At 33.4% G+C, this 12884-nt stretch carries 13 protein-coding genes; 5 read left to right on the top strand and 8 right to left on the bottom strand.

Going from position 1 to position 12884, the window contains the following annotated elements:
• The first annotated feature begins 41 nt into the window (after positions 1-41).
• Positions 42-1895, top strand: coding sequence for an ATP-dependent zinc metalloprotease FtsH (gene ftsH / locus AMO19_RS04520; protein WP_075507505.1), 1854 nt, complete (start codon positions 42-44; stop codon positions 1893-1895).
• Positions 1896-1915: 20 nt separating this feature from the next.
• Entirely contained in the window at positions 1916-2542 is a 627-nt protein-coding gene (locus tag AMO19_RS04515) for a bifunctional 4-hydroxy-2-oxoglutarate aldolase/2-dehydro-3-deoxy-phosphogluconate aldolase (RefSeq protein WP_075507504.1), read from the top strand.
• 34 nt (positions 2543-2576) lie between these two features.
• Here the strand turns inward: AMO19_RS04515 and aroC are convergent, their stop codons facing one another.
• Together aroC and psbA are read right to left on the bottom strand one after the other, a co-directional pair.
• Complete coding sequence (gene aroC / locus AMO19_RS04510) at positions 2577-3674, bottom strand: chorismate synthase (RefSeq protein ID WP_075507503.1); 1098 nt, start codon at positions 3672-3674, stop codon at positions 2577-2579.
• A 108-nt stretch (positions 3675-3782) separates the two neighbouring features.
• Positions 3783-4865: a photosystem II q(b) protein gene (gene psbA, locus AMO19_RS04505; RefSeq protein WP_002805533.1), complete on the bottom strand. Its 1083-nt coding sequence runs from the start codon at positions 4863-4865 to the stop codon at positions 3783-3785.
• A gap of 189 nt (positions 4866-5054) precedes the next feature.
• Between psbA and AMO19_RS08765 the strand changes: the two genes are divergently transcribed.
• Positions 5055-5183: a hypothetical protein gene (locus tag AMO19_RS08765; protein ID WP_257008958.1), complete on the top strand. Its 129-nt coding sequence runs from the start codon at positions 5055-5057 to the stop codon at positions 5181-5183.
• A gap of 117 nt (positions 5184-5300) precedes the next feature.
• On the opposite strand, the gene AMO19_RS04500 is transcribed toward AMO19_RS08765, so the two are convergent.
• Positions 5301-6206, bottom strand: a complete 906-nt coding sequence (locus AMO19_RS04500; protein ID WP_075507502.1) for an aspartoacylase — start codon at positions 6204-6206, stop codon at positions 5301-5303.
• 23 nt (positions 6207-6229) lie between these two features.
• On the opposite strand from AMO19_RS04500, the gene AMO19_RS04495 reads away from it, so the two are divergent.
• Entirely contained in the window at positions 6230-7183 is a 954-nt protein-coding gene (locus tag AMO19_RS04495) for a glutathione S-transferase family protein (RefSeq protein WP_075507501.1), read from the top strand.
• Between the two features lie 119 nt (positions 7184-7302).
• Positions 7303-7521, top strand: a complete 219-nt coding sequence (locus AMO19_RS04490) for a CP12 domain-containing protein (protein WP_019480078.1) — start codon at positions 7303-7305, stop codon at positions 7519-7521.
• 69 nt (positions 7522-7590) lie between these two features.
• On the opposite strand, the gene AMO19_RS04485 is transcribed toward AMO19_RS04490, so the two are convergent.
• The 5 genes from AMO19_RS04485 to hemB form a co-directional block, all read right to left on the bottom strand.
• Positions 7591-7773 (bottom strand): hypothetical protein, encoded by a 183-nt coding sequence (locus AMO19_RS04485; protein WP_075507500.1) that lies wholly within the window; start codon positions 7771-7773, stop codon positions 7591-7593.
• Positions 7774-7859: 86 nt separating this feature from the next.
• Positions 7860-8843 (bottom strand): Obg family GTPase CgtA, encoded by a 984-nt coding sequence (gene obgE / locus AMO19_RS04480; RefSeq protein WP_075507499.1) that lies wholly within the window; start codon positions 8841-8843, stop codon positions 7860-7862.
• 40 nt (positions 8844-8883) lie between these two features.
• A complete protein-coding gene (locus tag AMO19_RS04475) occupies positions 8884-11295 on the bottom strand; it encodes an endonuclease MutS2 (RefSeq protein WP_075507498.1) in 2412 nt (803 codons plus the stop codon).
• A gap of 14 nt (positions 11296-11309) precedes the next feature.
• Positions 11310-11696 carry a VOC family protein gene (locus AMO19_RS04470; RefSeq protein WP_075507497.1) on the bottom strand — a complete coding sequence of 129 codons (387 nt, stop codon included), beginning with the start codon at positions 11694-11696 and terminating at the stop codon, positions 11310-11312.
• Between the two features lie 62 nt (positions 11697-11758).
• Entirely contained in the window at positions 11759-12760 is a 1002-nt protein-coding gene (gene hemB, locus AMO19_RS04465) for a porphobilinogen synthase (RefSeq protein WP_075507496.1), read from the bottom strand.
• Positions 12761-12884 lie beyond the last annotated feature (124 nt).

Here is a 12884-nt window from a genome sequence, read left to right as displayed (position 1 = left end):
TTTTATTATTAGTATTATAGATTTATTAAAGATTTTTTATCGTGAACAAACGTTGGAGAAACGTAGGACTTTATGTCCTAGCCGTTATTACAGTAATTTTCATTGGTACTTCAGTTTTTGATAAACCTAGTACTGAAAATTCTACAAAGACCTTGAGATATAGTGATTTTATAGAAGCAGTACAAGATAAAGAAATAAGCAGAGTACTAATATCTCCAGATAATGCCACAGCTCAAGTTGTTGAAAATGATGGGAGCAGGTCTGAAGTCAATTTAGCCCCTGACAAAGATTTATTAAAAATACTTACTGAGAATAATGTAGATATAGCTGTAACTCCTACAAAATTAGCTAATCCATGGCAACAGGCTATTAGTAGCTTAATTTTTCCAGTACTTTTGATTGGAGGTCTATTTTTTCTTTTCAGAAGATCCCAAAGTGGTAATGCTGGGGGTGGCAACCCTGCCATGAGTTTTGGTAAAAGCAAAGCTAGACTGCAAATGGAACCATCTACACAAGTAACTTTTTCAGATGTTGCTGGTGTGGAAGGTGCAAAATTAGAACTCACAGAAGTTGTAGATTTCCTTAAGAGTCCAGATAGATTTACCGCAGTAGGAGCAAAAATTCCAAAAGGAGTTCTTCTTGTTGGCCCTCCTGGTACAGGAAAAACATTATTAGCAAAAGCAGTAGCTGGAGAAGCAGGTGTACCTTTTTTCTCAATATCTGGCTCTGAATTTGTAGAGATGTTTGTAGGAGTTGGAGCTAGCAGAGTAAGAGATCTTTTTGAACAAGCTAAAAAGAATGCTCCTTGTATTGTATTTATTGACGAAATAGATGCAGTTGGTCGACAAAGGGGTGCTGGTATGGGCGGAGGAAATGATGAAAGAGAGCAAACATTAAATCAACTCTTAACCGAAATGGATGGTTTCGAAGGTAATTCAGGAATAATAATTGTTGCTGCCACTAACAGACCTGATGTCTTAGATTCAGCTTTAATGCGTCCAGGAAGATTCGATAGACAGGTCACAGTAGATAGACCAGATTACGCTGGGAGATTACAGATATTAAATGTTCATGCAAAAGACAAAACACTTTCAAAAGACGTTGATTTAGATAAAGTCGCTAGAAGAACACCAGGGTTTACTGGTGCAGATTTAGCTAATCTTTTAAATGAAGCAGCAATACTAGCAGCTAGAAAAGATTTAGATACAGTAAGTAATGACGAAGTCGGCGATGCCATTGAAAGAGTTATGGCAGGTCCAGAAAAGAAAGATAGAGTCATCAGTGATAAGAAAAAAGAATTAGTTGCTTATCACGAAGCTGGTCATGCACTCGTTGGAGCATTAATGCCTGATTATGACCCCGTAGCAAAAGTTTCAATAATTCCAAGGGGTCAAGCTGGAGGTTTAACTTTCTTTACTCCAAGTGAGGAAAGAATGGAATCTGGTCTTTACTCTCGTTCTTACCTTCAAAATCAAATGGCTGTAGCTCTTGGTGGAAGAGTTGCCGAAGAAATAGTCTATGGAGAAGAAGAAGTTACAACTGGAGCTTCAAATGACTTACAGCAAGTTGCTAATGTAGCAAGACAAATGATCACTAAATTCGGTATGAGTGACAAAATAGGTCCAGTCGCTTTAGGTCAATCTCAAGGAGGAATGTTTCTTGGAAGAGATATGAGCTCTACAAGAGACTTCTCTGAAGACACCGCCGCAACTATTGATGTTGAGGTCTCAGAACTTGTTGATGTTGCCTATAAGAGAGCTACAAAAGTTTTATCAGATAACAGAACTGTTCTAGACGAAATGGCTCAAATGCTAATTGAAAGAGAAACTATAGACACTGAAGATATCCAAGATTTGCTTAACCGCTCAGAAGTAAAAGTCGCAAACTATATTTAACGCGAAATTTTAAATTTTTAATGAATAATAAAGAAGATTCTTTTTCGGAGTACCTGAAAATTGGGTCTTTTTTTTTACTTATAAAACCTGAAAATAATATTTACTCAAATACCTATATGAGAAATTCATTTTTTGCAGAATTAGAAAACTTAGTACAATTAGGATTAAAGAATATTGAAATAAGTTGGTCTAACGACAAAAATTGGTTCGATTTTGTATCCGATATCAAAATTAAATATCCAAGGATTAATTTAGGCTCTGCCTCCATAGTTAATAAGCAATCAATAGAAGATTCTTTAAAAATTGGATTAAATTTTTCGATGATGAAATTTTGGGATAAAGATCTTTTCAATTATGCGCAGTCAAAAAATTATTTATTAATTCCTGGAATTAATAATTTAAAAGATCTTAAGGAAGCGATAGATTTAAATTGCAACATTATCAAAATTTACCCAATAAAAAGTAAAGATAGTTCGATAAATATACTCAACTATAAAAATATTGATTTCATTGCTGCTGGAGGACTATCAATCAATGATTTAGAAACTTATAAATCTTTAGGTTATAAAGCAGTCGTAATTGGAGATAAAGCTATCAAAAATAAAAAATTTGATCTAAAAATATATGAATGGCTCAAAAATAATTAAGTTAAGGATAAATATAATTTATTCAACAAAACTACTACTTATTTATTAAGTCACATTGAGCATGATTTAGAAGCAAATGATCAGCAAGAACTAAAGCTACCATAGCATCAACCATGGGAACTGCTCTTGGTAGAACACATGGATCGTGTCTCCCTTTTGCTTTCATAAGTACTTCTTTACCTTCAGCATTTACTGTTTTCTGTTCTTTCCCGATGGTTGCTGTAGGTTTAAAAGCTATCTTCATCTCGATATTTTCACCATTACTTATTCCGCCCTGTATACCGCCTGAATTGTTTGATGTTGTTCTTAACTTACTAGTATCATCAGACTTGATGAAGGCATCATTATGTTCGCTTCCTTTTAAGTAAGTTCCAGAGAAACCTGAACCTATTTCAAAGCCTTTCGTGGCAGGCAAAGACATCAAAGCCTTTGCTAAATCAGCTTCTAATTTATCAAAAACAGGCATTCCAAGACCAGAGGGAACATTTCTTACTAGACATTCAATAACACCGCCGCAAGAGTCTCCTTGACGCTTTAATTCCTTAATTCTCTCGATCATTTCTATTGATACCTTTTCATCAGGACATCTAACAATATTAGAATCTATTTTTTTGAGAGAAATCTTCTCTTTATTTATATCAGAATCAATATCATGTATACGCTTTACCCAAGATAGTATTTCAGTGTTAGAGAAGGTTTTTAATAATTGTTTTGCTACAGCACCAGCAGCTACTCTCCCAATTGTTTCTCTAGCAGAGGCTCTTCCACCGCCAGAACTTGCCTGAATTCCATATTTCAGATGATATGTACCATCTGCATGAGAAGGTCTAAATACCTGCTCCAAATTATTATAATCTCCTGGTCTTTGATCCTTATTTCTTACCAACATTGCTATTGGAGTTCCAAGTGTTAAACCTTCCTTTATCCCACTTAATATTTCAATTTTATCTTCTTCATTTCTGGGTGTTGTAATGTCACTTTGGCCAGGTCTGCGCCTATCTAATTCATTTTGTATTAGATTTATATCTATTTTTAACTTAGGTGGACATCCATCAAGGATAACTCCTACTGCACCACCATGTGATTCTCCAAAAGTACTAACACGAAAAATTTTTCCAAAACTACTACTCATAGAAATATCAAATGTTTTATCTATATATAAACATTATATGAAACCAATTGAAAATTAAACAAAAAAAAGCCCCCAAAAAGGGGGCATGTAGATTTAAGAACTTTAAGCTTAACCGATAGCTGGAGCTGAAAGAGCTACTGTTGTAGACTCAGCTGCTGCTAGATCAAGTGGGAAGTTGTGAGCGTTACGCTCGTGCATTACTTCCATACCTAGGTTTGCTCTGTTAAGAACGTCACCCCATGTAGGAACAATCTTACCGTTTGCATCAACAACTGACTGGTTGAAGTTGAAACCGTTAAGGTTGAATGCCATTGTGCAGATACCCATTGAAGTTAACCATACACAAACAACTGGGAATACAGCTAAGAAGAAGTGAAGACTTCTGCTGTTGTTGAAACTTGCATATTGGAAGATCAAACGACCGAAGTAGCCATGAGCTGCAACGATGTTGTATGTTTCTTCTTCTTGTCCGAACTTGTAACCATAGTTCTGAGACTCTGTCTCAGTTGTTTCTCTGATAAGAGATGAAGTAACAAGTGAACCATGCATAGCTGAGAATAAAGATCCTCCGAACATACCAGCAACACCAGCCATATGGAATGGGTGCATTAGGATGTTGTGCTCTGCCTGGAAAACAAACATGAAGTTGAATGTTCCAGAGATACCTAGAGGCATTCCGTCAGAGAATGAACCTTGACCGAATGGATATACAAGAAATACTGCGAAAGCTGCTGAAACTGGTGCAGAGTATGCAACACAGATCCAAGGACGCATACCTAAACGGTATGAAAGCTCCCACTGTCTTCCCATGTATGCTGAGATACCGATTAGGAAGTGGAAAATTACAAGCTGGTAAGGACCACCGTTGTATAACCACTCATCTACAGTAGCTGCTTCCCAAATTGGGTAGAAGTGTAGACCAATAGCGTTAGATGAAGGAACAACTGCACCTGAGATGATGTTGTTTCCATATAGGAATGAACCAGCAACTGGCTCTCTAATTCCGTCGATGTCTACTGGTGGTGCTGCGATGAATGCAACGATGAAGCAAGCCGCTGCTGTAAGTAGGCATGGGATCATTAAGACGCCGAACCAACCAACATAAATTCTGTTGTTAGTTGATGTTACCCACTCACAAAACTGTGGCCAACCTTTTAACAGCGAAGAACGCTGCTGCTGAATAGTTGTCATGAGTTCGTAAAGTATGTCTCTAAAGTGAGACGTGTAAATAAAAACGGAAAAAAATTTCCGCTTCGAAGATTTTAGACCAAAATCGCAAAAAATGTGTAAATATTTTTTCTTTAAGTAAACTTATTTTTGGTAAAACAGGAGAAAAGAACTTCCATGTCTTAAGATTTTCTTTGTTATTGAGGATTCAACTTGGTAATAATCGAATGGCTTCTTAATGGAAAAAGATCTAGAGAGGTAGTTTCCTTAAGAGAGGCTAAGCATAGAAGACTGCAATTAGAGGCTTTTGGAGCTGTTATTTATTGGAGTGAAAGAATTTAGGTTTTTAAGGTTTAAAAATTAGAAAAAAAAATAAAAGTATTAGATATTAAATAAACTTATCTATAAAATAAAAAATCCTTATTTGTTTTCAGCGATTTATTGTTCCGGTTTCTTAATTTAAAAACTTTCAAACTCTTGAACCCATTGTTTTTTTGAACAAATCACTTCTTTTTTTGTGTAGCTCATGGCAATTTTTTTTTCCTTATAAGCAACTTCTCCAATAAAAACAGGCCAAATCATTTGGTCCCGTTCATATTTGTGGATTATTCCTTGGCTATCCAGAAATAATGGATCTCCTCTTTTAATTATTTTCCAATCTTGGTTTATTCTCTCAGGATGAATAATGCCATCAATATCTCCCTTTTCATCTCTTGGATAATCTATGCTCCCTTGATGAACGTGAACCACTAATTCCTCTGGAAGTTCTATAAGTTTATTTTTTAATTTATCTATCTCTTCTCTTAGGGAGCTAATTATCAGAGAGAACCTGTTTATGATATTTTGATCATAAAAATTTTGTGCGACAGCTCCTATTTCAATAACTAAACCACATGGCCAAGCTTCTACAAGAAAGCCTGTTTGGGCTTTATCTTTTTCGTGTAAGTAAATAGGCAATCCAAATTTGTTCTGTAGTAATGCAGCTAAACAAAAATCTTTGGATCTCCTCCCATACATAACAATGCTTGTTCCCATATTTGCAGTAGTAGTGTGCAAATCGATTGCAATTTGACAGGGTTTAGATCCGTCAATTCCAAATTCATCAACTAAAAAATTGGCTCTATTAGTTTCATAAAGGCTATTCTTGTTTTGATCAAAATTCTCACTTCCTTTAAAAGATCTATTTAAATCTACATCTATATATCTGCAACCTTTTTCATAGGCAGCAGGATTACCTATGATGTACTCATACTCAATACCATTATTTAAACTATTTTCCTTTCTATTAAATTGTTTAACAGCCCAAACAGGATTAATTTCATTCCCATGAGTGCCTGAAACGATAAGTATTCTTTGAACAGTCATTTTTTCTTTAAAAATAAAATTTTATGCAAAATAAATACCTTATAAAGGCCTCCAGAAAATTTTGGTTTTGGTTTTGGACCCAATTAATGAATGGCTTCGCGCCATCAGATTTACATGGTAATTATAAAAGGCCTAAAGGTATAACCATTAATAGTGAATACGACATTAATAATGAGAATGGACAAATTTATTTATTAGTAGGTCATTCTTGTCCATGGTGTCAAAGAACTTTACTCGTGCATGAAATAAAAGATTTATCTAAAAAAGTTAAAGTAATTTTTTTAAAGGCAGATGTTGAGCATGGCGAATGGATTTTCAATACAAAGATTAAGGGATGTATAAGACTTTCAGACCTTTACAAAAAAGCTAATAAAAAGATTATTTTTAGAGCGACATTACCTCTTTTAATTACCGTTTTAAAAGATGAAGTAAATATTCTTTCTAATGAAAGTTCAAAGATTATAAGACTACTCAATTCAATAAAAAGTGAATCGAAATATCAGGCATTAAGTATTAAAGATGGTAATCAAAAATTTTTAGATTTAATCAATAACAGTATTAATGATGGAGTATATAAATGTGGTTTCGCCAGAAACCAGTCAGCTTACGAAAAAGCAAGTAAAAATCTTTTCGCAGCTATAAATGAAATTGAAAATTTACTTCGGAATAATAAAGGGGACTGGATATTTGGAGAAGAGTTAACCTACGCAGATATTTACCTTTTTCCAACTCTTATAAGATGGGAATTGATATACAGCAAACTTTTCAAATGTACTGAAAAAGAACTATCAAGTTTTGAAAAGATTATTGAATGGAGATTAAAATTCTTTAAATTATCTAACGTAACTAGTACATGTTTCGACAATGAATGGAAAAAAGATTACTACAAAGCTTTATTCCCTTTAAACCCAAATCAAATAATCCCAGTTTTACCATCGCTAAAGGAAATAATGAAAGTAGAGACCTTAAAAAAATAAATAAATCAATTTCAAAAAAAAATGATGTTGTAATGAACACTTATTTAGTTCATAGATAATGCAATTTCATTAGAAATTAACTATGTTATGTATGTCTACTAAAGTACGAAAAGCTTAAAATGAAATCCATTGACGAACACATCCAAAAAGATCAATCGGAAATCGAATCTGCAAAAGCAGAGGGCAATCTTCCAAAGGTCAGACATTTAACTGAAGAGCTAAAAGAACTCGAAGAGTATAAGGATCATCATCCTGATGATAAACATGACCCTAACGCTTTGGAACTATTCTGCGATGCCAACCCTGATGAACCAGAATGTCTTGTTTATGATGATTAAGTTTTCTTTTGATAGATATGCAAAATAAAAAAGGGCTCTAAAAGCCCTTTTTTTTATTTATTAATTCTATTAGTAATCTCTATTAAAATCGGATGGACTTCCTGTAAGTGAACATACAACCGACTCTTCATTTTTCATTTCCTTGACTTCTACAATTGGTCTTCCCATTTTCTTCAAAACCTCAATATCTTGCATGGTTTGACATCTAGCTATTATTTTTCCTTGTTGATCAAAGCAAGTATAGAAATTCATATTGTATTTAAAGTGGTATCTTATTTATGACTAATTTTCATTATTAAATCAAGTGTTTTTTTTTACAAAAAAATTTTAAATTTAAGTTAGATCCTTTTCCATACTTCAGAAAGCAGTGAAGATAAACCTTTTTTTAAAGATGAAGAAATAACTAAAACTTTCTTTTTAGATAAATCTTCTAACTTTTTTGAAATTATTTTCAAATAATCATCATCCACCAGCTCCATTTTATTCAAAACTATTATCCTCTCTTTATCTAAAAGACCTTTTCCATATTTTTTTAATTCCTGCTCAATTATCTCAAAATCATGTAAAGGATTTTCTGCAATTACATCAATTAAGTGAACAAGTATCTTCGTTCTTTGGATATGCCTTAAAAAATCATGGCCTAAACCTACTCCATCAGCTGCCCCTGATATTAATCCAGGAATATCCGCGAAAAGGCAACCATTCCCATCAATTTTTCTTACTACACCTAAGTTAGGTATTAAGGTTGTGAAAGGATAATTTGCGATTTTTGGACGGGCAGATGATACAACAGAAATTAAGGTACTTTTACCAGCATTTGGAAGACCTATAATCCCAACCTCTGCAAGAAGTTTTAGTTCTAATTGAACCTCCCATATCTCACCATCTTTTCCTTCAGTGAATGATTCTGGGGCTCTATTTTGATTACTTAAATAGTAAGCATTACCATGTCCACCTCTTCCTCCAATGGCAATAGTTAAACTCTGTTTATGTTTAGTTAAGTCTCCTAAAATAATGCCGGTTTTAATATCCCTTATTTCTGTACCGCAGGGTACTTTAAGGATTGTATCCTCACCTGAAGCACCTGATCTCTTATTAGGACCTCCTTTGCATCCATCTTCAGCAATTATTTCACGTTTGAATTTGAAATCTAATAATGTTTGAAGATTATTATCAGCCATCAAAATAACTGAACCCCCTCTACCACCATTTCCCCCCGAAGGTCCTCCAGCTGGAACGAATTTTTCTCTTCTAAATGAAACTATTCCATTTCCACCTTTTCCAGCTTTAAGAATAATGTTGGCTTGATCAATAAATTGCACTTAATAAGTTTATTAAATTGTTTTCTAGGTATTTTAAATTTTATTTTATCCACGCAATACTGCAACCTGGGCCACCCTCGTTGTTGGCTGCATCTTCAATCTTATCAACATAATTTAAACCTGATAACCAATTTCTTAGTCCTTTCTTTAATTTCCCTGTGCCAATTCCATGAACAATCCATAGCGGCCCATGAAATTTTCTAATTTTCTCCTCAATAATTATTTCGGCCTCATGAACTCTTAACCCTCTTACGTCAATTGTATTTTTACTAGTTCTGATTTTAGAAAAAGAAACATCTTCTCTTGAAGACGTGATCTCAATTTTTGACCTTTTGAAATTAGGCTTTTCTCCATTAATCCCTTCAAAGTCATTTACAGATAATGTGCTTCTAAATGAACCACATTTAATTTCATAAAAACCACCTTTTTTATCTAAATCTACAATTTGTCCAGTACTATTTAAACTTTTAATCTTTACAAAATCGCCTACCTGAGGGTTCCATGATATTGACTTTTCAGATTTTTTTTGGGTTAAATGTTCCCTCTCAATTTCCTTTAATCTTTTTCCAATAATTCTCGTATCCTCTCCATTAACATTTTTATCTCTTAATTTTTTAATCAAATCTATTACCTCTTTTTTAGCGGATATAATATGTTTTGATAATTTAGACCTTTCAATTTCCTGGATTTTTTGAGCATTTATTTTTTGATATTCATAATTTCTCTTCAGTTCATCATGTAATATTTCAGTCCTTGCAATCAATTCTGCAGCAGCTTCTGCGGAATTTTGTTGTTTAATCCTCTCTTCCTCAAGTCCTTTAATAATAGTGTTAATATTGTCAACTGCTTTTGGCTTTAGATAATTTGCAGCTTCATTGAGTATGTTTTCATCGAGACCAATTCTCTTTGAAATTGACAAAGCATTACTTCTCCCAGGAATACCCCAGTTAAGTATATATTTTGGCTTCAAAGATTCCTCATCAAAGGCAACTGATACGTTTTCAAATCTTGAGTCGTTATATTTTAAAGCCTTAATATCTCCATAATGTGTAGTTGCCAAAGTGATGTCAGATTTATTTGCAAATTCTTTTAATAAAGCCATCGCAAGAGCACTTCCTTCAAGAGGATCTGTGCCAGATCCAATCTCATCTAACAAAACAACTGATAATCCTTTCTTATAATCAAGTGAAGCTAATATCTCCTTAATGCGGGACATGTGCCCACTGAAGGTAGATAAATTTTCTTCTAATGATTGATTATCTCCTATATCAACATATATATTAGGACAAAAAGGGATAATAGGATTATTAGTTGAAGGTATCAATAATCCTGCTCTAGCCATAAGTAAAGACAAGCCCAAACCTTTTAAAGCTGCTGTTTTACCTCCAGTATTTGGACCTGTAATAGCTACAACCTTAATAGTTCTATTTATATAAAAATCGACAGCTACTGGTGGAGGGACTCCTTTTTTCTTATGTTCCCAAATCAATAATGGATGAGAAAAACCAATTAAAGAAATAATAGGATTTTTCTCAAATGTAGGAGTTTTACCTCCAATCCATTTCGAATATCTTGAACGAGTTAGGGCATTTTCTAATCTTAATAAAATGGATGCCATTTCAATAAGATTTTTTGAATTATCACTAACAACCTGAGACCATTTCTTAAGTAATTTAAATTCTTCTGCTGTGATCCTAGCCTCTAAAGAAGCAATCTTATTACCTTTAGTTACTACACTTTCAGGCTCAAAATATACTGTATTCCCTGAAGATGAAGAGTCATGAATTATTCCTTTAAATTTGCCGACATAATTAACTTTCACTGCCAAGACAGGCCTTCCATATCGATCTCCAATAGTAGTATCTTGCAAATAAGCTAAATTCTTTTGAATAAATTTCTCAACTAATATTTTTCTTTCAAGTTTCTTAGATAAAAATTCTTTTCTAAGAATAGATAGTTCATTACTAGCATTTTCTGAAATCCTACCATTCGATTCAATACCTTTTTTAAAAATCGTTTCGATATTCTGATGGTCAATTAAATTTTTTGTGAATGATGAAATATAAGGCCTTTGTTCAAAATCTAAAAAGATTTTTTTTAAATTTCTTGCTGCAGCAATTGTTTTCGCTATTTCTAACAATTCAGAAGATGAAATTACACCTCCCTTCGAACAAATTTCAATATTTTTACTAATATCAAAAACACCAGAAAAACTAATTGATTTATCTAAATTTTTTTCTAGCTCATTAATTTCAACAGTTTCATTCAAAAGTCTTTTAGATGCCTCGTATTCTGAAGGTATAACAAAACTTAAAATTGATCGTTTACCCATTTCCGTTGAGGCGAATGAAGATAAATGTGTTTTTAATGAATCCCACTCTAAAAGTTTTATAGATTCTTCTTCTAAGGTGTTATCTGAATATGATTTTTTAGGATAACTTTTCTCTTGCATACAAAAAAAAAGAATCAAACATTCGATTGAATCCCTTCAGAAGGAACATAAAGCATCTCAAGCCAGTTTCCTTCAGTATCCTTCATATAAAAAGATGCTGTTCCATCTCTGTGCTCATGTAAAGGACCAACTTTTACACCAGAATTTTTTAAATCATTTTGCATATTTTCCACTTCTTTTTTATTTTCAAAATGAAAAGCAAAATGAGGTCCCGCAGCTTTGTAGCTAGGGCCTAACAACGCAAGTCCATCTTTCCCTTTACCTGCCTCTAAATAAGACCAATCTTTATCATCCCAAACCAAATTCATACCCAGCTTAATATAAAAAGATTTAGCCCTTTCGAGATTCTCTACTCTAAGTGCAATGTGACCAATTCTATTTACTCCTTGTGAAAACTTCAAAACAAAGCAATTAATTTATTTCTTATATAAGAATAAACCAAATTTTTGTTAATAATGAGTTTTTAAGTATCCTGCAACCATTGAGATGCATCACAAGCATGATAAGTGAGTATTAATTTTGCTCCTGCTCTTTTAAAACTAAGCAATGTCTCTAAAACAATATCTTTTTCGTTAATCCAGTTCTTCATAGCAGCAGACTTTACCATGGAATACTCCCCACTAACGTTATATGCAGCTATGGGCTTATTTGAAAATGTGCTTAGTCTATAAACAATATCCAAATATGAAATTCCTGGTTTTACCATCAAAATATCAGCGCCTTCATACTGATCCAATGCAGATTCAATTAAAGCTTCTTTTGAATTGGCAGGGTCCATTTGATATGAAGACTTATTGTCTGGAATTACTTTCTTACTATTTTCTCTAGGAGCCGAATCTAAAGCAGTTCTAAACGGACCATAATAAGCAGATGAATATTTAGCTGTATAACTAATAATACCTACATCACTAAATCCTTCACTATCAAGAGCAGTCCTAATTGCTCCAACTCTCCCATCCATCATGTCACTAGGGCCAATAAAATCTGCTCCAGCTCTAGCTTGAGTTAAAGCTTGTTTTTTTAAAATTTCAATCGTTTCATCATTCAATATTTTTCCAGTTTCATCAACTAAGCCATCATGTCCATCACACGAGTAAGGGTCTAAGGCAACATCTGTCATTATTGCCATTTCAGGAATCTCTTTTTTTAATATTCGAATAGCTTTAGGTATTAAACCGTCCTCATTAAAACATTCTGCTCCATCTTCAGTCTTCAAGCTATCGTTAATTTTTGGGAAAAGAACCACACATCTAATTCCCAATTCCCATGCCCTAGTAACCTCCTTTAATAAGCCATTAATATCCCATCTATAAGTTCCGGGCATTGCGGAAATTTCCTCTTTAAAATCTTTTTCATGAATAAATAATGGATAGATAAAGTCCGATGCCGCCAAATGGTTTTCTCTAACCATTTTTCTAATTGCCTCAGTTCTTCTTAATCTTCTTGGACGAATAATCGAATTCATTTGAATATTATTAAATTGAAAAATATTTATCTAATACATTAATCGCTTGCCTCGCACATAAATCAATCAGAGACTACTTTTGTTCAGGAAAAGTAACTAAAATTTATTTAAAAAAAGCGAAAAA

It is taken from the genome of Prochlorococcus marinus (assembly GCF_001180245.1).
Classification (GTDB): domain Bacteria; phylum Cyanobacteriota; class Cyanobacteriia; order PCC-6307; family Cyanobiaceae; genus Prochlorococcus_A; species Prochlorococcus_A marinus_F.
The sequence above is the reverse complement of the archived record's forward strand: the minus strand, read 5'-3'. Positions and strand labels throughout refer to the sequence as shown.

Bases quoted from the DNA above. Each gene is read 5' to 3' on its own strand.
- AMO19_RS04475 (WP_075507498.1), bottom strand. From the start codon at position 11,295: ATGCAAGAGAAAAGTTATCCTAAAAAATCATATTCAGATAACACCTTA.
- AMO19_RS04490 (WP_019480078.1), top strand. From the start codon at position 7,303: ATGAAATCCATTGACGAACACATCCAAAAAGATCAATCGGAAATCGAA.
- AMO19_RS04515 (WP_075507504.1), top strand. From the start codon at position 1,916: ATGAATAATAAAGAAGATTCTTTTTCGGAGTACCTGAAAATTGGGTCT.
- hemB (WP_075507496.1), bottom strand. From the start codon at position 12,760: ATGAATTCGATTATTCGTCCAAGAAGATTAAGAAGAACTGAGGCAATT.
- aroC (WP_075507503.1), bottom strand. From the start codon at position 3,674: ATGAGTAGTAGTTTTGGAAAAATTTTTCGTGTTAGTACTTTTGGAGAA.
- AMO19_RS04495 (WP_075507501.1), top strand. From the start codon at position 6,230: ATGCAAAATAAATACCTTATAAAGGCCTCCAGAAAATTTTGGTTTTGG.
- AMO19_RS04500 (WP_075507502.1), bottom strand. From the start codon at position 6,206: ATGACTGTTCAAAGAATACTTATCGTTTCAGGCACTCATGGGAATGAA.
- AMO19_RS04485 (WP_075507500.1), bottom strand. From the start codon at position 7,773: ATGAATTTCTATACTTGCTTTGATCAACAAGGAAAAATAATAGCTAGA.
- psbA (WP_002805533.1), bottom strand. From the start codon at position 4,865: ATGACAACTATTCAGCAGCAGCGTTCTTCGCTGTTAAAAGGTTGGCCA.